Raw genomic sequence first — 18,218 nt, 5'->3', positions numbered from 1 at the left:
TGCCAAGCTTTGCAATAGAGGGTTAAACAGGCCGTCTGAAATATGGGATTAACGATATTGGAGAGAGGATTTCAGACGGCCTGAGCGTTTGGAAAACGCAGTTTGCGGTTTGATTTGCCTGTTGATTTGTGGTGGGTGTTTCGTCTTTATCCTATCCATACGAACACAAAATAAAAACGCAAAAAAATGCCCCCGGGTTGGAGAACCGGAGGCAAGTATCCAAGGAGTAGCTCTCATCAATAAGAACTAGTTACTTAGTACTATATCTCTTGTTAGGATTGAAAGCAAGCGTTTTGCACATTTTAACATTTAAATAATTTTTTCATTCAAATTCAGAGAGCTATCAAACAGGGCTTGAATTTTGGGTTGGTGGCTGATGCCGATGACCAAAGTATCGGGCAAATGTTGCTTGAGGGTCTGCATCAACATCAGGGCGGATTCATCATCGAGCTGGTTGGTGGCTTCATCTAGGAACAGGATTTGCGGTTTGTGCAGCAGTGCGCGTGCAAGGCTGAGGCGTTGTTGTTCGCCGCCGGAAAGGATGCCGTGCCATTCGTGTGAGGTGTCCAAATCGTTCATCAACGTGTGCAACCTACCCGTGGGGCTGCTTAAGCCGACTTGTTCCAAAACAGTTTGAATCAAATGGTCGTCTTGGCAGGCAGTATAGGGATAGCTGACAGTTTGACGCAATGTGTCCGCAGGCAGGTAAGGGCGTTGCGGGAAAAACAGGCGGCTGCCTTCAAGGGAAAAACTGCCGTGATAATACGGCCATAAACCGGCAAGCACGCGAAGCAGCGTAGATTTGCCGATGCCGCTTCGTCCTTCAAGCAATACCCATTCCGGAGAACGGGCTTGGAGGTGAATATCAGTAAGCAGGGGGCTGCCGGTTTGGGTGTGGATGGTAAGGTTTTGCAAGACGACCTTGCCGCTATGATGCGGCAAATCTGTTTGGTGTGACTGAAGGGAGGGGCTTTTTTGTTCTGCTTGTTCCAAGGCCGTCTGAAAACCGGAAAGCCGTTCGATGACTGCCGCCCATTCAATCAGGCGGCGGTATGCGTCAGTAAACCAGCCGAAGCTGTCTTGGATGCGGGCAAACGATGTGCGGGTCTGCATCATGTCGCCGAAGGTCATGGTTTTGGCGAGGTACATGGGCAGGGTGGCGAGGATGGGGATGAAGATGCTGATGCGCACGTAGGTCGCCCAAAAGGTTTCTTGGCGGAATTCGCAGTTGGTGAGCCGCCGCCAGTTGTCGCGGATGCGGAGGTAGCGTTGTTTCAGACGGCCTGTTTCGGCTTCGCCTCCGTTGTAGAAGGCGATTTGTTCGGCGTGGTCGCGCACGCGCAGGAGGGCGGCGCGGTAGTCGGCTTCGCGGTGCTGGCGGTCGATGTTGAGATTTTTGAGTTTGCGGCCGACGAGGTGGGCAATCAGGGTGCTGATGACGGAATAAATCAGGGCAACCCAGACGAGGTAGCCGTGTATGGTGATGTCGCGTCCGCCGATGTTGAAGGTCTGCACGCCGGAGAGCTTCCACAATACGGCGACGAACGCGCTGAATTTGGCAATATTATTGATGAAGGAACGGAACAGCCCGATGCTTTGGTCGGCGAGCAGGTAGACGTCTTCGGCGATGCGCTGGTCGGGGTTGTCGGGTTCGCCGGTCAGGCGCAGGCGGTAGTGTTTGTGGCCTTCGAGCCAGTTTTGCTGGAATTGTTCGGTCAGGTGGGTGCGCCAGCGGAAGATGAGGCGTTTTTGCAGCCAGTCGCCGCAGACGATGCAGCCGATAATCATCGCCATGTAGCCGAGGTATTCGACGATGAGCGCGGGCATGGACGCGCCGTCAAACGCGGCGAGCGCATCGTAGAAGCGTTTGTCCCATGCGGCAATCCAAACGCTGATGGTAATAGAGAATAGGGTAAACCCTATCAAAACGGCAAGCATCAGCCATTGGAGGCGACCGTGTACCCCCGTCCAGAAAGGGCGGGCGAGTCGGGAGAATTTTTTGAGGATGTTCATGGGGGTGTGTTGGTACAAATAACGGGAGGTCGTCTGAAAATTTGCATCGGCTGGGGTAGCTGTATCAGACACACTATAGTGGATTAAATTTAAATCAGGACAAGGCGACGAAGCCGCAGACAGTACAGATAGTACGACAAGGCGAGGCAACGCCGTACTGGTTTAAAGTTAATCCACTATATCCGACGCTTTTGTTTCCTGCTGGGTTTCAGACGACTGCTTGCAGATGTTCAAATAAAAATACCGATGCCGTCATGTCGGTATGAACGGGCATGACGGCAGGGGCAAGAGGTCGTCTGAAAGCCGGCTTGTGTTTTCAGACGACCTCACTTCATACAACGGCTACATCTTCCACTTGAAGTTCAAGGTTACATTGCGCGGCTGTCCGTAGTAATGTCCTTGATTGGTATCGCGGTGGGCATAGCTTTCGTAATAGCGTTTGTCGGTCAGGTTGTCGACTTTCAGGCTGAGCTTGGTGTGTTTGGAGGGCTCGTATTGTACAGCTGCATGCCAAACGGCGTAACCGCCCAAATATTGTTTCTCTCCGTTCACCATAATCGGGCTGGATTTGCTTTGGACGTTCACACCGCCGCCCACCGTCCATTTGCGCGCCACACCGGGCACGCGGTACATGGTATTAAGGCGGAAGATATGTCGGGGCGTGTGCTGGCTGAAATCGACCCCTCGACCGTTGCGCTCTGCGGTACGTTCGGCAGCGGTGGAGGTATAACGCCTTTTGTTGAAGGTATAGCCCGCAAAAATCTGCCAGTCGTCGGTGATGTTGCCGGCAATTTCGGCATCAATGCCGCGGCTTTCCATGCGGACAGGCGTGTAGATGGCGCGGTCGCCGCGTACGAATGGTCGGACATTGCCTGTTGCGGGGTCTCTACCCAACCATGTGTATGTGGGCTGGTTGTGTTTTTCGGTTTGGAACAGGGCGATGCTGGTGTTCAGCCTGTTGTTGTTCCACGCGCCTTTCCAGCCGATTTCATAGCTGTTGCCCATCACAGGCGACATAGACTTGCCGTTGATGTCGTAATACTCACCCGGATAAAGGAAAATGCTGGTGTAGCTGGCATATAGGTTTTGTTGCGGGGTGAGGTCGTAGGTAATGCCTGCGTAGGGGATGAAGCGACCTTTTTTATAGTTTCTGTCAGGGTTGTTCATCCATGACAAGTGTTGGGACATCCGCCAGCGGCTGTAACTCGTACCAAGCAGGATGTGCCATTTGTCGGTAAGGTTCAGGCGGGTGGCGATGGTCGCCGTGTGCGTATTCGGGACGGTTTGACGCGTTTCGAGCATGCGTGAATTGTTCCAATCGGGTTTGGCGATTTCATCTCCCTTCCACGACAAGACAGAGTAGTTGCCATTATCAAAGCGCGTACCGCGCCAAATATTGTCAAATTTCTCTTTGGAGTATCTGTAGCCTGCGTACAAATCGTGTTCGCGGCCGAACAAGTCGAATTTACCTTTTAAGTTGCTTTGGAATGTCCATTGGCGGTTGTTTCGGTCGCTTCTGCCGGTAAAGCTGTCGCTCACCGTGCCTGCGGGCGAGAGGTCTTGCCTATGCGGGACATAGGCGTATTCGGTAACAGATTTGTTGCGGCGGTAATCAGCGGAAGTAGTCAAATTCCAACGATCGCTGAAATCATGCTTCCATTCGGCAAATACATTGGCCTTTTTGTAATCCGTACGGTTCCAGTTTGCGCCCAAATAGGTATCGCGCGGTAAGCGAGAGTCGCTGCCATCGGCGTTGATGGGCAGACCATACAGGATGGGAACATCTTTCTCACGGTGATACATCGCCCCCAATGTCAGCATATCGTTTTGCCCGATTTGCTTGTCGATAACGCCGTAAATGATCCCTTTATTGCCGTCGCTGTTTTTACGCCAGCTTTTGTTTTTTTCAAGTACGGCAACCGCGCGCCCGCGCAAGCCATTGTCGCGGCTGAGGAATCCCGATACATCGGCAGACGTACGCAGCGTGCCGAAGCGGTTGGCAGTTGCATCAAGTTCGAGCAGGGGCGTGGCGGTCGGGCGTTTGCGGATGGCGTTGATGGTGCCGCCCGGCTCGCTTTGCGCCTTATGCATACCTGTCGCTCCGCGCACGACTTCGATGCGGTCGTAAAGTGCGGTATCGGTCAGTTGCTTGGTATCGTGCGGATTGTTGCCGCACATGGTGCAGACGGTCGAATTGACGCCGTCTTCGCTGATTTGAGCGATACTGAAGCCCCTGGATTGAAAGCGGGTTTGGAAACCCTGTTTGTACATGTGCAGTCCTGTGGTGGTTTTCAATGCTTCTTCCAGCGTGGTCGCGCCCGAATCATCCATCTGTTTGCGTGTGATAACGCTGACGGATTGCGGTGTGTCTTTGGGCGCAAGCGGCAGGCCGGTAGCAGTCGACATGGTAGGTACGGTGTAGCCGTCGCGCGAGGCGATACTGCTTTGCTCGGTTACGGTAACGGCAGACTGTTCGACATGTTCCGTCTGATCGGCGGTTTGGGCGGAAAGTTGCAGCGGGACGGCGGCAAGCAGATAGGCATAACGAATCGGATGGTTCATCGCAGCTCCTTTAGGTGGGGGTTAAGAGGTTTTTATGTAAAAAAGGGGTCGTCTGAAAACTCAAACGGCAGTTTTCAGACGACCCCTTACTTTTACAACAACGGCAATTGTTCCCTGACTGTCAGGAGCAGGTCGGGTAGATTGCCGAATATGACTTAATTATTGTTTTTTTAATTTTGCTACCGCAGACGGACTACATCTTCCACTTCAGGCTGAACACGGCATTGCGCGGTTCGCCGTAGAAGTTGCCGCTGTTGGCGGCACGGCTGTATTGGTTTTCGTAGTAGCGTTTGTCGGTCAGGTTGTTGACCGCCAGCCCCAGTTGCAGGTTTTTGCTCGGGCGGTATTGGACGTTGGTGTTCCAAACCGTGTAGCCGCCTTGCTTGATGGAGCCGTAGGAATTGGCGGTTTTGCTGCTGCTCTTTAAGCCCAGTCCGACCGTCCATTTGCCGTCATCCACCGGCAGGATATAGCTGGTGTAGAGGCGGAACATATGTTTCGGCGTATGGCTGCTGAAGTTGTAGCCTTTTCGGCGCGATTCAACATTGTCACCGACGCTGTTGCGGTTGGTGCTGCGGTTGAAGGTGTAGCCTGCGTAAACCTGCCAACGGTCGGTCAGGCTGCCGGAGATTTCGGCATCCAAGCCGCGGCTGCTTTGGTTGAGCGGTTCCCAGTAGGCGTGCGGTTTCGCATTAACGCGTTGGTTGTTGTTGTCTTTGTCGGTGCGGTAGAGGGCGACGGAAGTATTCAGACGGCCTTCGTTCCATTCGCCTTTCCAACCGAGTTCGTAGTTGCGACCCATAATCGGCGGCAGTAGGTTGTCGTTGTAGTCGCGGTTCATCGTTTGTTTGAAGATGGACGTATAGGCGGCGTAAATACTTTGTTTAGGCGTGATGTCGTAAGTGATGCCGGCATAAGGAACGAAGCGGTTGCGTTTGAGCGAGTCTGATGAACCTGCTGCCCCGTCTTTGAGGTCGCGATCCCAATAGTAGTCGCGTTTCCAGCTGGTGTAGCGTCCGCCTGCGATGATGTGTAGTTTGTCGGTAGGATTGATGCGCGCGCCCAAACCGAAGGCATGGGTAGTATAACGGCCGTCGCCGCCACGGGCTTTGGCTGTGGCAGAATCCCAATCGGGTTTGGCTTTCTCGCTGCCGTTAAAGGCATCTGCGTCATAGTTGCTGCTGTCGTTGAGCCAGCGGTTGCTTGAATTCACGTTCTCTTTGGAATAACTGTGCATGAAGAAGAGGTCGTGATTTTGGCCGAAAGCGAAGATGCGGCCGGTCAGGTTGTTTTGGAAAGTGAACTGGCGGTTGCCTGCATCGTAACGGTCGAAGCTGTATGTGGTTCCCAGGCCGTCTGTACCGATACCGTTACCTGTGCCGCCCAGCGTGTAATATTCTTTTGAACTGGTGTTTTTACGCCAGTCCAACTTGCTGCTCAGTTTCCAGTTGTCGTTGAAATAATGTTCAAACTCGGCAAAAAGATTGTATTTTTTCAGGCGAGCTTCGTTCCAATCCGCACCTAGATAGCGGCTGCGTTTCCACTCTTTGCCGTCTGCACGCATAGGCAGGCCGTCAGGATCAGGTGTTTCAGTTTGGTTGAGATAGCTTGCGCCCCAGGTAAGTTTGCTGTTGTCGCCGATGTCTTTGTCCATCACGCCATACAGAAGGGTGTCACGGCCGCCGGATTGGTCTTTGAAGGTTTTGTTGCTGCCAACCGAGCCGACAAAGCGTCCGCGCAGGCCGTGTTCTTGGCTTAAAGTGCCGGATGCATCAAAGACGCTGTTTACTTTACCCCATGAGTTTGCCATCAAATCGGCGGAAAGCTGGCGTTTTGCAGTCGGCTTTTTGCGGACGGCGTTTACCGTGCCGCCGGGTTCGTTGTTTGCCTGTGTCAAACCTGCCGCACCGCGCACTACTTCAATGTGGTCGTACATTGCCATATCGGTTGCACTGGTCGGGTCGCCGGCCGGGCCGCCTAAGCCGAATCCTCCGGGAGAGCCGAGTTGCGTGGCAATGCCGTCTTCTTCAAATTGTTCGATAAAATAGCCGCGCGACATGAAATGCGTGCGTCCGCCGCTTTTGAAAACATTGATGCCGGTAGCGTTTTGCAACGCACCTTCTAAGTCGGTGATGCCTTGGTCTTCAATTTGTTTTTTAGTAATGACGCTGACGGATTGGGGGATTTCCCGCGGAGAGAGGACCAGCCCCGTGGTTGAGCGCAGGGCGGATACTGTGTAGCTGTTTTGACTTTCAGTGCGCAAGCTTTTGTTTTTGCCGACAACGGTAACTTGTTCCACTTCAGCCTGCCGTACCTCTTCGGCAGCTTGTGCGGCTTGGGGCAATGCGGCAAGGCAGAGGGCAAGTGTGCTCAGTTTGAATAGTTTTTCAGAATGATGCATTTGATGAGGTCCTTGATAAAGAAAGATCTGTTTGTTTTTAAATATTGGCGGCAATATCTGTTTAAATTGAGCAGTTATTTTTTATAATCCATTTTGTTTTAAAAATTAAATTTAAATCTCCGAATCATTTTATTTGATTCAATTTCGATTTTGCCAAACCATCGGGTCAAAAAAAGTTGCCGCCGGAAAGGGAGCCGTTGGCAACGAATGGAGGTGGTAATGCAATGAAAACTAGATACAAAGGGTGGTATCAAACTAGCCATAAAGAACTATATCGAAATTGTAAGAAAAATCAACAGAAGTTGCCTGTTACTGGCAAAAATTTTAGTCGGCTTGCCTAAAATCAAATTTTTGAGTAATTGCTTGGTTAGTTGATGCAGGGATTGGCATTGGTAGCTCTAGCTGAATTGTTTACAGGCCGTCTGAAAATTGCCGGGGTTGTTCGGCTATAATGTTGTTTTGGTTTTTTAAGGCCTTTGCAAAAATACGGTTTGGGGTTTTAAGCTGAATGTGTACCCGATATGTTTGTAAAGGTTTTGGGGTATGAGGAGAATGAGATGAAGAAAGTTTTGGTGTTGCAGCATGGGGATTTAGGCGTTTGCGACTGGTCGGCGTTTGGCGGTTTGGTGTCTGCGCCATCAGGGAAGTCAGTGTTGCGTGTGCCGGTTGATGATGATTTTGAATTGACGGACGAGATGCGTGCGGCGTTGATTGCGCAGCAGATAGATGGTGCGGTATTGCCGGATGTGGCTTTTGCTGATTTGGGACTGATTGTCAGCGATATGGATTCGACGCTGATTACGATTGAGTGCGTGGATGAGATTGCGGCCGGTGTTGGGCTGAAGGATGAGGTGGCTGCAATTACGGAGCAGTCGATGCGTGGCGAGCTGGACTTTGAGCAGTCTTTGCGTAAGCGTGTGGCTTTGCTGTCCGGTTTGGACGAGCACGTGTTGGAAGAGGTGTACGAGAATGTGTTGCAGCTCTCGCCGGGCGCGGAATTTTTGTTGGAAGAGTGCAAACGGAATGATGTGAAGTTTATGCTGGTGTCGGGCGGGTTTACGTTCTTTACGGAACGCCTGCAACAGCGTTTAGGCTTGGATTTCCATTTTGCGAATGTGTTGGAAGTGGAAAACGGCAAGCTGACAGGCCGTCTGAAAGGGCGGATTATCGATGCGCAGGCTAAGACGGATTTGCTGCGTGAATACCGTGAGCTTCTGGGTTTGGCTCCGTGGCAGGTAGTGGCGATGGGTGATGGTGCGAACGATATTCCGATGATACGGGAGGCGGGATTCGGCATTGCTTATCGGGCGAAACCGAAAACTGAAGCGAATGCGGATGCGTGCGTGCGCTTTGGTGGTTTGGAACGGATACGCGGTTGGTTTGCGTAAACGGTTTGAGGATGTTTGTCAGTCAGGCCGTCTGAATAATCGGGAAACCGGTTTTCAGACGGCCTGATGTTTTATAAGGCGATAAAACGGTAGCCTTCGGCATTGACTTCGAGAATGGAGGCGTAATTGTCGCGCCAGTCGCCGAGTACGATGCGGGTGTAATCGGCGTTGCGGTGGATATTTTCGCGGTGGGTATGGCCGTGAATGAGCAGGGGCGTGTGGAAGCGTTGGACGGTTTCGTGGGTAAAGGCCGGATTGACGTCCATGATGTCGGCGGTTTTGTGTTGTTTGTCCTGTTTGCTCTGCTTGCGGATTTTGGTGGCGATGTTTAGCCGGAGTGTGAGCGGCAGGAGCAGGAACAGGCGTTGCAGCCATTTTTGATGGACGGTACGGCGGAATTTTTGATAAGAATGGTCGTCGGTGCAGAGAGTGTCGCCGTGACAGAGCAGGGTGGGTGTGCCGAACAGGTCGATAACGGCGTACTCGGGTAGTAAGGTCATGCCGGTGTCGCGGGCAAAGGTTTTGCCGATGAGGAAGTCGCGGTTGCCGTGGATAAAATAGCAGGCAATGCCGCGCTCGGTCAGGCTGCGGATGGTTTGTTTGATGGTTTGAACCAAAGGGCTGTTTTCGTCATCGCCGATCCAAAAATCGAAAAGGTCGCCAAGAATGTATACGGCTTGGGCGTGGACGGCTTTTTCTTGCATAAATTTCTGGAAGAGTGCGGTCAGTTGAGGATGGGATTCGCTCAGGTGTAAATCGGCGATGAAGTAAATTGGCATGATGATGTGGGACGTGTGGGAAGGGTTTTATTATAACTTGGGTTGTCGCGTTTGGATTTGGGCTTGGTGTTTTTCGTTTGTAATGCGGTGATTTTATTGTTTTGATTAGGTGTGATAAAGGCCGTCTGAAACATTTTTTCAGACGGCCTTTCCGGTTTATTGGGCTTTGCCCTGATAGGTGATTTGTTTCAGCGTCTCTTCTTGGTACAAATCGCTGATGGGGACGGTATAGAAGAATTCGTTGCTGCGGACAAAGCGGTTGACCAAGTCTTTGTCGAGATGGAGGACGTGGTGCCGTAGTTTGTTTAAACCTTTGAATATCATGGTGCTCCAACGCATATAGCCGTCTGAATTGGGGCGGATGTCGTTCATGGCGTCCAGGGCGAGAAGTTTGCGGTTTTGCTCTTCTTTATCCAAAGGATGGGAATAGATGCTTTGGAAGTAAAACGGTTGTTCGGAGGATGGCGGCAGGCTGAGGGAAGACCCTACTTTGCCGATAGGGAAGTCGTCACTCAGATAATGGATGGTGTGCAAAAACAGATTGCCGCGGCGGTAATCGATTTTACGCAGGGCTTCGATGGCGGCCAGCGCAGTATGCTGGTGGTCGGGATGCGTGTCAATATTGGGGGACGGCGTCACGATAATATCCGGCTGGAACGTTTCTATCAGATAGCCGAGGTTGTCTACCAAGCTGTTCCAAGTCGAGCCGGGTTTGAGGTGTTTCGCCAATGGGGAGGTATTGGCACTGCGGAAAATATCGACATCGGTCGTATCGATTTTGGTCGATTTAATCTCTTTTTCCGGATTTTGGCGCATGGCGGTCAATGTGCTGTCGAAGTAGCCCAGTTGCAGGATGTTTTCAGACGGCACGCCGGCCAAAAGGGGAACGGCTAGGCTGTTCCAAACGCGCATCCGGCCTTTTTGCAGATATTGTGCCTGGGTGTCGAAGTCGCATGTGCTGTAAAGATTACCATAGTGGAAGCTGCCGCCTTCGCTGGCGGTTAAAGTGCAGATCATTGAATTGGCGGCGTGTTTTTCGTACAAACCGTATGCGCCGAGTTCAGCATCGTCAGCATGAGGCGCGAGGACAAGGATTTTTTTGCCGTCGAGGTTTTCACGCGGATAAACAGAGAGTTCGATTTCTTGATCTGGTAAGGACAGGTATTTGCCTTCCAGGCGGATGGTTTTGTCGCTGTCGGAGAAGGTGTCGCTCAGATTGATATAGCGCACGCCTTTTGCGCCGTATTCGAAATATTGCTTCCATCTGCCTTTAGATGAAATGGTTTCAACAAAAGGCAGTATCAGCAATCCTGCCCAAGTCGATTTGATGCGGATTTTGGCAATAACGGTATCTTGCCCGCTGATAGTGGCGAGCAAAGTCAGGCTGCCACCTTTGAGGATGGCATGCGCGGTAGAGGGAAGGGAGGGATAGTTATAATCTTGGTGTGTGTCGTAGGCGAACTGTTTTTTATGAATAATAGAAGTAATAATAAACAAAGTAACAAAAAAAATCAGTATCAGCCCAATTAGTATCAGAAACATTGTCAGGTTCCTTTATTGTTATAACAGCTATGATATTGCTTGCGAAGTCTATTTGTTTGTTTTTCTTACAAACGGTTGTTTTTTGTACTCTAACGTCATTAAAGAAAACGTTTAAAATAAAACAGTTTGCGGGTTGATTATATATAAACGACCAAAATGTAGAAAGGCCGTCTGAAAGATTTGAAAGAAATTTCAAAAATTTCAGACGGCCTTGATATTTTAAAGGTTAAGCCGGTAAATTATGCTTCTTTTGTTTCAACTGCTTTCTGACGCAGACGCAGGCTCAACTCTCGAAGTTGTTTGTCGTCGACCACATTAGGTGCATTGGTCAGCAGACATTGTGCACGTTGTGTTTTCGGGAAGGCAATCACGTCGCGGATAGATTCGGCACCGGTCATCAGGGTAACCAGACGGTCGAGACCGAATGCAAGGCCGCCGTGAGGAGGCGCGCCGAATTTCAGGTTGTCCAAGAGGAAACCGAATTTCTCTTGTTGCTCTTCAGGGCTGATTTTCAGCGCGGCAAACACTTTCTCTTGTACGTCTGCACGGTGGATACGGATAGAGCCACCGCCGATTTCCCAGCCGTTCAATACCATGTCGTAGGCACGGGCCAAGCAGTTTGCAGGGTCGGAAACCATCAGGTCTTCATGACCTTCTTTTGGCGCGGTAAACGGATGGTGTACGGCAACGTAGCGGTCGGCTTCTTCGTCGTATTCAAACATTGGGAAATCGACAACCCACAAAGGTTTCCATTCGTCTACGAAGTAGCCGTTGTCTTTGCCGTGTTCCAAGCCGACTTTAATACGCAATGCGCCGATGGCTTCGTTCACGACTTTGGTTTTGTCCGCGCCGAAGAAAATGATGTCGCCGTTTTGTGCGCCGGTACGCTCGATGATTTCTTTCAGAGCGTTTTCGGACAGGAATTTCACGATTGGAGATTGCAGGCCGCTGTCTTCGCCGTTGGAAAGGTTGCTGATATCGTTTACTTTGATGTATGCCAGACCTTTCGCGCCGTAGATGCCGACAAATTTAGTATATTCGTCGATTTCTTTGCGGCTGAATTTCGCGCCGTTCGGTACACGCAGAGCGACTACGCGGCCGCCTTTCATGTCGGCTGCACCACGGAAGACTTTGAATTCTTCCGTTTTCATCAGATCGGTCAATTCGGTAAATTTCAAGTTGATGCGCATGTCCGGTTTGTCAGAGCCGTAGTAGAACATGGCTTCAGAGTAAGGCATGCGTGGGAAGTCGCCCAAATCTACATTCAAGGCATCTTTGAAGACTTGTTTGGCCATGCCTTCAGTGATGTCCATGATTTCATCCTCGTTTAAGAACGAGGTTTCCAAGTCGATTTGAGTGAATTCAGGTTGACGGTCGGCACGCAAGTCTTCGTCACGGAAACATTTGGTGATTTGGTAGTAACGGTCGAAACCAGCAACCATCAACAGTTGTTTGAACAATTGTGGAGATTGCGGCAGAGCGAAGAATTCGCCCGGATGAACGCGGCTTGGTACGAGGTAGTCGCGTGCGCCTTCCGGAGTGGAGCGGGTCAGCATCGGTGTTTCGATGTCGATGAAGCCTTGCGCGTCCAAGTAGCGGCGAACGCCCATGGCGACTTGGTAACGCAGACGCAGGTTGCGTTGCATGGCAGGACGGCGCAAGTCGATAACGCGGTTGGTCAGGCGAACGTTTTCGCTGATGTTTTCGTCGTCGATTTGGAACGGAGGCGTAGCGGCAGCGTTCAAAACTTCGATTTCTTTGGCAAGGATTTCGATTTTGCCGGAAATCATTTTGTCGTTGGTTGTGCCTTCAGGACGGTTGCGTACGCGGCCGGTAATGCTCAAAACATATTCGTTGCGGGAAGAGTCGGCAGCGGCAAATGCTTCCGGAGTGTCAGGGTCGATAACGACTTGAACGATGCCTTCGCGGTCGCGCAGGTCGATAAAAATCACACCGCCGTGGTCGCGTCGGCGGTGTACCCAGCCTTTGACGGTAACGGTTTGGTCTAAGTATTGCTCGCTGATAAGGCCGCAATAGTTGGTACGCATAAAATCACCTTTTTATATTGTTCAATTTAAAAAAGAAGGAAAGGCCGTCTGAAAAAAAAGAAGACCTTAATTGTTATGTTCGGTATCACCGTCTTCTGACGGTTTTTGGGCAGATAGGGCTTTAACCGGTAAGTCGTCCGGCATGACCATGCCCAGTGAAATTACATATTTCAATGCCTGATCCACGCTCATGTCCAGCTCGCGAACGTCGTTTTTTTTAACCATGATGTAATAGCCGCCGGTCGGGTTGGGTGTGGTTGGGACGTAAACGGAAATATAGTCGTCATCTTGCGGCAGGCTGCCTTTGAGTTTGTCGGGGATATGGCCGGAAACAAAGGCTATCGTCCAAATGCCCGGTTGTGGAAAGGGAACCAGTACGGGGGTTTTGAACGAGCGGCTGCTGTCGGAGAGCAGGGATTCGGAAACTTTTTTAACGCTGGAGTAGATGGATTTGACGACGGGAATGCGTCCCAAAAGGCTGTCCCATGCGCCGAGAATCCGTCTGCCTAAAACGTTGGCGGCGAATACGCCGGTAACAAACAAGACAACGGTGGCGGCAACAATGCCCAAACCGGGTATGTTGAATCCCCAGAAATGCTGGGGCTGCCAGCTTTCCGGCAATAGGCTGATCAGCCTGTCGGCGGCGGATATGATGTAGGTCATCGCCCAGATGGTTACGGCAATCGGCAACCAAACCAGTACGCCTGTAATCAGGTATTTCTTTAAAGCCTTGGCGATTTTTCCGCTTTCGGCTGCGGCTTCTGTCATCTTTGTTTCATTCCGGCAAGTTTTGCCCAAACTTTGCATTATACGCGTTTGGGAGCTAGGAAACGAGTATTTTAAACGAATGGCTTGTTTTGTTTTATTGTTTCAGACGGCCGCTTTGATTGCACAGGCCGTCTGAAACAATATGGGGAATCAGATACCGTCCCAGTCGTTGAACATCAGGCCGAAGCCGATGCCGTTTTGTTTGTGGTTGTAGTCAATCAGGCTTTCGCCGTAGCCGTGGAAACCGCGGACAACGCCTTTGAGTTTGCCTTTGAGCGGGAAGGTATAAGCAGCTTCAACGGCACCGCGTCCGCTTTTCGGGTTGTAACGCAGGACGGAATAAACATTTTGTTTGTCATTGAAGCGGTATTGGACTTTCAAGTCACCGTATCCCATGTATTTGTTGATGTCAGGATTGTCGTCGTCATCTCCTTTTTGGTCGAAGGCGCGCATCCAAACTCTAGGAATAACGGTCAGCTTGCCCCATTCCATGCCGGCCATGGCATAAACGCGGTTCCATGATCGCGATTCCGGGCGGCTTTGACCGTTGGATTGGTGAACAAAACCTGCGCCGACCATACGCAGCTTGCCGCCGAAAGGCAGGTCTGCTTTAACGGGTTGGGTAATGAAGATTTCAGGCTCGTAGTCGGTGTTGCGGAACGGTGCGGATTTGCGGCCTTGGTTGAAGATTTGCCAGTCGGATTTTTGGGTGTAGCCAAACCATACGTCGGCACGGGTTTTGAATAAATCTTCGGCAATCTTGCTTTTGAAGGAAACCTGCATTTTGGTTTCGAGGCGTTTCTGCTCGCTGAATTTTTCCTGCGTGGTTACACCGCGACTGGGGGATTCCGGGTGGTAGTTGGGGCTGCTGTTGTACCAAACAGGCATGAGGTACATAGGGTTGTGTTCGCGTACGCTCAACAGGCCGCGTGTGTCGTTTTTATCCAAATCGTACATCAGGCTTAAAGGTGTGTAGCTGTCGGCAGTTTCGCTTAATACGTCGTCTGAAATATTCGGATGGGTAGGGTTGTCGAATACGATGGCCGCTTCTTTTTTCTCGATGCTCTTGCGCACGCTTTTTTCGAGGTCAACTGGTGTTTTGACGGTTTCGGTTTGCGCTTGCGGCAGTGGGGATTGAGGGGGAAGTTGCGCCGAGTAGATGTTGTCGTAACACGCCAAACGGGTGGCGTTGTCTTGAATGGTGGTGCAGTGTAGGGCGGTATCGGCGGCAGCCAGTGGGGCGGCGACAATGAATCCGATACTTAGGGAATGTTTCAACATCTTGTTCATGAGAGTTTCCGTTGTTTTTCAGACGGCCTGATGAAAGGGTAAATGGTTTTATTCAGTCGGTTTGGGCGGTGAATACGGCAATGCCCCTGAAAGGCAGGACCTCAGGGGCATCGTATCAGCTCGATTCATCCTGTTTTGATTGTCAGGATTTCCGGCATCTGCGTCAGTATTAAGCCAAAGCTTTTACTTTAGCAGACAGACGGCTTTTATGACGGGCTGCTTTGTTTTTGTGGAATACGCCTTTGTCAGCGATACGGTCGATGACTTTAACGGATTCTTGGTAAACTGCTTGAGCAGCAGCTTTGTCGCCGGCTTCAACTGCTTTCAACACTTTTTTCACAGCGGTACGGAATGCAGTACGCAGGCTGGCGTTGTGGGCGCGTTGTTTAACCGACTGGCGGGCACGTTTGCGGGCTTGTGCGCTGTTTGCCATATTGAATATCTCCTGAAAAATAAATTCTGTAAACGCGCAATTTTAAAGACAGATTTCCTTGTATGCAAGCTTTTTCTCTATAAACGCGCGCAAATCAGCCGTATTTTGCCCAAAAACGACAGCTGGTGCAACGCTTTTGGTAAAAAGATGGTGTTGCTTTGCCTTATTTCAATAAAAATCAGATGGATATTGCTTTGCGTTTGCTTACGTTTCCATTACAATAGCCTAACTCTGCGCCGGGGTGTTTATGGGGTGCAGGGTTTCTTATTTATTGACATTAACCACTCTTTCATCAGGAATCTGCCCGTATGAAAAAATCTGTATTAGCCGTATTGGCCGCATTGTCTTTGGCCGCGTGCGGCGGTGGCGAGAAAAAAGCCGAGCAACCTCAAGCAGGCAGCGCGCCTGCTGCCAATGCCGAAGCAGCCGCCACCGATACTTTGAATATCTACAACTGGTCAAACTACGTTGACGAAAGTACAGTCGAAGACTTCAAAAAAGCCAACAATTTGAAGCTGACTTATGATTTGTATGAAAACAACGAAACGCTGGAAGCCAAAATGCTTACCGGCAAATCCGGCTATGACTTGGTTGTCCCCGGTATTGCCTTCCTGCCGCGCCAAATTGAGGCAGGTGCATACCAAAAAATCAATAAGGATCTGATTCCGAACTACAAAAACATCGACCCTGAATTGCTGAAGATGTTGGAAACCGCCGACCCGGGCAATCAATACGCCGTTCCATACTTCTCAGGTGTGAATACGATTGCGATTACGGCGAAGGGCAAGGAGCTTTTAGGCGGAAAATTGCCTGAAAACGGCTGGGATTTGCTGTTCAAACCCGAATACACCAACAAGCTGAAATCTTGCGGCATCGCGTTGTGGGATACCCCGAGCGAAATGTTCCCAATCTTGTTGAATTACTTGGGTAAAGATCCTAAAGGCTCGAATCCTGAAGATTTGAAAGCGGCGGCGGAAGTGTTGAAGTCTATCCGTCCTGATGTAAAACGTTTCAGCCCTTCCATCATTGACGAACTGGCGCGCGGCGATATCTGCTTGGCGGCAGGTAACGGCGGCGACTTGAACTTGGCCAAAGCGCGTTCTGAAGAAGTGAAAAACAATGTCGGCGTTGAAGTGTTGACTCCGAAAGGCATGGGCTTCTGGATTGAATCTTGGTTGATTCCGGCCGATGCGAAAAACATCGCCAATGCCCATAAATACATCAACTACACGCTTGATCCCGAAGTGGCTGCGAAAAACGGTATCGCCGTAACCTTCGCACCGGCCAGCAAACCTGCACGCGAAAAAATGCCTGCCGAGCTGGTGAACACACGTTCTATTTTCCCGAACGAGCAAGACATGAAAGACGGTTTCGTCATGCCTCAAATGAGCGCGGATGCGAAAAAACTGTCCGTCAACTTGTGGCAAAAAATCAAAGTCGGTTCAAATTAATTGTGAGCTGATTGTTTGAAGCAAAGCAAAGGCCGTCTGAAATTTTTCAGACAGCCTTTTTTGTTGTTGGCGGGTTATTTATTCCAGTCTTTTACAAAAATCAAGACACTAGGGAAAGTATAATTACTGGAAAGACCTTGTACTTCACCTTCAGAATAAGCTAGTGTGGCAACAACTTTTCCATTTTTGGTGCAACTATAGGCATCGCTAAGTTCGTAATACATTCCTGATGATGGGGTATTTTTACTTACCATTACCTGGTTTATATAATTTTCTTGGTAGGTGTTAGGTGTGCCAATTTCACCCGAATGATGTGTACACCATGCCTGAAAGGTGTCTTTTGCTTTTTGAATGATATGTCGGTCATTTCCATAACTATCTGTTGCGGCATAGTTCTCTAGCCGCTCTCCATTTTTTACTCCCAGGGTTTCTCTGCTTGTGGATAGGTATGATAAAGCTTTCGAGATTTGCTGTGCGGTTTGGTTTACAGCACCAATCGGCAGCCATTTATTGCTAAATTCGCCAAATGGTAAATGCAGATTATCGTGAAGTTCACTGTGTTCAAGCGTTAAAGGTTGGTTTGTTTTAAATAATCCAGGATCCGTAGCCGAGCAAGCACTAAGCATAATGATAAAAATAGATAGGGAAACAAATTTAATGGTTCTCATTATGTGCCTCTAAAAGAATTATAGAAGAATAGGGTTAGTAGAGATTTTTCTTGCAATCAGCAATTGCGTTTTTGAAAGGTAGGGTTAGTTTGTCTATTTCATTTTGTATTTGTCTTGATGGATGTATCTCAGTTCGTTTAAACCAGTAATTTTTACCACTAGAGCGATTTTGTATCTCAACTAAATCCTTACCTTTTGTATTGATGATTAAGTTGATACCGTTGATAGTATCACCAATCTTAAGGTTTTTCCTCCATGAGGATATTAACCGCTCTTGAAGTTTTTCAATTTTTAGCTGGGGTTCTCTGATGCACTCTTCCCTTGCTTGATAAATACGCTGCTGTTCTTTTTCTTTTTGTAACTTTAGATTCTTTCTGGCTTCTAGCAAATTATTTCCTTGTTCGGTCATATGGATTTCTTGAGTGTTAAAAGAAATAGTTATAGAGGTATTATCTATGCCTGAGCAAGAAACATTTACGAAAGAGTTATATCCTGTAAAAGTTAAAGATGGGAAAACCACTGCTTCAGAGTTTGGGTAGGTCTCTATATTTGGGAGGTCAGATGACCAAACTCCGTGGTTTTGTTCACACCAATTTCGTAAATGGTAGTGGAGAAGTCGATAACTCTTGTTGTCCCTATCAAAAAACGCATTTATTTTGTAAGTATATGTATCTACTCTAATGTTGTTTAGATCTGTAGATTTTTTAAATTGAATATCAAGTTTATCAAATAGTTCTTGAATATTGAGTCCGTTATGTTTGGCATTGCTTCTATCAGGTAGTGCAGCATGGGTGAAATAAGGAATACACATCAAGACTAATAGTATAATTTTTTTCATATTAATTCTCTCCGAGATGCTGGAAAGTTAGGAACCT

At 49.5% G+C, this 18,218-nt stretch carries 13 protein-coding genes and 1 pseudogene; 3 read left to right on the top strand and 11 right to left on the bottom strand.

The window, feature by feature from the left end; translation table 11 throughout:
• Window positions 1-309: 309 nt before the first annotated feature.
• A complete protein-coding gene (locus ACTHTJ_RS01785) occupies window positions 310-2,013 on the bottom strand; it encodes an ABC transporter ATP-binding protein/permease (protein ID WP_070585102.1) in 1,704 nt (567 codons plus the stop codon).
• Between the two features lie 59 nt (window positions 2,014-2,072).
• Here ACTHTJ_RS01785 and ACTHTJ_RS01780 point away from each other — a divergent pair.
• Window positions 2,073-2,195: pseudogene (locus ACTHTJ_RS01780) on the top strand (IS5/IS1182 family transposase); the annotation flags it as partial.
• A 160-nt stretch (window positions 2,196-2,355) separates the two neighbouring features.
• Here the strand turns inward: ACTHTJ_RS01780 and ACTHTJ_RS01775 are convergent.
• On the bottom strand, window positions 2,356-4,575 hold the full coding sequence (locus ACTHTJ_RS01775) for a TonB-dependent siderophore receptor (protein WP_440360829.1): 2,220 nt from the start codon (window positions 4,573-4,575) through the stop codon (window positions 2,356-2,358).
• A 193-nt stretch (window positions 4,576-4,768) separates the two neighbouring features.
• Window positions 4,769-6,976, bottom strand: coding sequence for a TonB-dependent siderophore receptor (locus ACTHTJ_RS01770; protein WP_440360830.1), 2,208 nt, complete (start codon window positions 6,974-6,976; stop codon window positions 4,769-4,771).
• 557 nt (window positions 6,977-7,533) lie between these two features.
• On the opposite strand from ACTHTJ_RS01770, the gene serB reads away from it, so the two are divergent.
• Window positions 7,534-8,364, top strand: a complete 831-nt coding sequence (gene serB / locus ACTHTJ_RS01765; protein WP_070585243.1) for a phosphoserine phosphatase SerB — start codon at window positions 7,534-7,536, stop codon at window positions 8,362-8,364.
• 71 nt (window positions 8,365-8,435) lie between these two features.
• Here serB and lpxH read toward each other — a convergent pair whose 3' ends face one another.
• The 6 genes from lpxH to rpsT form a co-directional block, all read right to left on the bottom strand.
• The gene (lpxH, locus tag ACTHTJ_RS01760; protein ID WP_440360847.1) at window positions 8,436-9,146 is read right to left on the bottom strand and encodes a UDP-2,3-diacylglucosamine diphosphatase; all 711 of its coding nucleotides are present in this window, start codon (window positions 9,144-9,146) and stop codon (window positions 8,436-8,438) included.
• Window positions 9,147-9,299: 153 nt separating this feature from the next.
• Window positions 9,300-10,685 (bottom strand): PIG-L deacetylase family protein, encoded by a 1,386-nt coding sequence (locus ACTHTJ_RS01755; RefSeq protein WP_440360831.1) that lies wholly within the window; start codon window positions 10,683-10,685, stop codon window positions 9,300-9,302.
• 239 nt (window positions 10,686-10,924) lie between these two features.
• On the bottom strand, window positions 10,925-12,733 hold the full coding sequence (gene aspS / locus ACTHTJ_RS01750) for an aspartate--tRNA ligase (protein ID WP_070585093.1): 1,809 nt from the start codon (window positions 12,731-12,733) through the stop codon (window positions 10,925-10,927).
• Window positions 12,734-12,799: 66 nt separating this feature from the next.
• Window positions 12,800-13,501: a DUF502 domain-containing protein gene (locus tag ACTHTJ_RS01745; RefSeq protein ID WP_070585241.1), complete on the bottom strand. Its 702-nt coding sequence runs from the start codon at window positions 13,499-13,501 to the stop codon at window positions 12,800-12,802.
• Window positions 13,502-13,651: 150 nt separating this feature from the next.
• Window positions 13,652-14,791, bottom strand: a complete 1,140-nt coding sequence (locus ACTHTJ_RS01740) for a phospholipase A (protein ID WP_070585091.1) — start codon at window positions 14,789-14,791, stop codon at window positions 13,652-13,654.
• Window positions 14,792-14,960: 169 nt separating this feature from the next.
• Window positions 14,961-15,224 carry a 30S ribosomal protein S20 gene (gene rpsT, locus ACTHTJ_RS01735; protein ID WP_002212556.1) on the bottom strand — a complete coding sequence of 88 codons (264 nt, stop codon included), beginning with the start codon at window positions 15,222-15,224 and terminating at the stop codon, window positions 14,961-14,963.
• A 308-nt stretch (window positions 15,225-15,532) separates the two neighbouring features.
• On the opposite strand from rpsT, the gene ACTHTJ_RS01730 reads away from it, so the two are divergent.
• Complete coding sequence (locus tag ACTHTJ_RS01730; RefSeq protein WP_070585088.1) at window positions 15,533-16,675, top strand: extracellular solute-binding protein; 1,143 nt, start codon at window positions 15,533-15,535, stop codon at window positions 16,673-16,675.
• Window positions 16,676-16,749: 74 nt separating this feature from the next.
• On the opposite strand, the gene ACTHTJ_RS01725 is transcribed toward ACTHTJ_RS01730, so the two are convergent.
• A complete protein-coding gene (locus ACTHTJ_RS01725; protein ID WP_070585087.1) occupies window positions 16,750-17,343 on the bottom strand; it encodes a hypothetical protein in 594 nt (197 codons plus the stop codon).
• A gap of 34 nt (window positions 17,344-17,377) precedes the next feature.
• Entirely contained in the window at window positions 17,378-18,181 is an 804-nt protein-coding gene (locus ACTHTJ_RS01720; RefSeq protein ID WP_070585085.1) for a hypothetical protein, read from the bottom strand.
• Window positions 18,182-18,218: the final 37 nt, after the last annotated feature.

The sequence above is a fragment of the Neisseria sp. P0018.S001 genome, assembly GCF_051957355.1.
GTDB lineage: Bacteria > Pseudomonadota > Gammaproteobacteria > Burkholderiales > Neisseriaceae > Neisseria > Neisseria subflava_A.
This window is presented reverse-complemented; position numbering and strand designations above follow the sequence as displayed.

Bases quoted from the DNA above. Each gene is read 5' to 3' on its own strand.
- ACTHTJ_RS01725 (WP_070585087.1), bottom strand. From the start codon at position 17,343: ATGAGAACCATTAAATTTGTTTCCCTATCTATTTTTATCATTATGCTT.
- aspS (WP_070585093.1), bottom strand. From the start codon at position 12,733: ATGCGTACCAACTATTGCGGCCTTATCAGCGAGCAATACTTAGACCAA.
- ACTHTJ_RS01730 (WP_070585088.1), top strand. From the start codon at position 15,533: ATGAAAAAATCTGTATTAGCCGTATTGGCCGCATTGTCTTTGGCCGCG.
- ACTHTJ_RS01720 (WP_070585085.1), bottom strand. From the start codon at position 18,181: ATGAAAAAAATTATACTATTAGTCTTGATGTGTATTCCTTATTTCACC.
- ACTHTJ_RS01770 (WP_440360830.1), bottom strand. From the start codon at position 6,976: ATGCATCATTCTGAAAAACTATTCAAACTGAGCACACTTGCCCTCTGC.
- ACTHTJ_RS01740 (WP_070585091.1), bottom strand. From the start codon at position 14,791: ATGAACAAGATGTTGAAACATTCCCTAAGTATCGGATTCATTGTCGCC.
- ACTHTJ_RS01785 (WP_070585102.1), bottom strand. From the start codon at position 2,013: ATGAACATCCTCAAAAAATTCTCCCGACTCGCCCGCCCTTTCTGGACG.
- rpsT (WP_002212556.1), bottom strand. From the start codon at position 15,224: ATGGCAAACAGCGCACAAGCCCGCAAACGTGCCCGCCAGTCGGTTAAA.
- ACTHTJ_RS01755 (WP_440360831.1), bottom strand. From the start codon at position 10,685: ATGTTTCTGATACTAATTGGGCTGATACTGATTTTTTTTGTTACTTTG.
- ACTHTJ_RS01745 (WP_070585241.1), bottom strand. From the start codon at position 13,501: ATGACAGAAGCCGCAGCCGAAAGCGGAAAAATCGCCAAGGCTTTAAAG.
- serB (WP_070585243.1), top strand. From the start codon at position 7,534: ATGAAGAAAGTTTTGGTGTTGCAGCATGGGGATTTAGGCGTTTGCGAC.
- ACTHTJ_RS01775 (WP_440360829.1), bottom strand. From the start codon at position 4,575: ATGAACCATCCGATTCGTTATGCCTATCTGCTTGCCGCCGTCCCGCTG.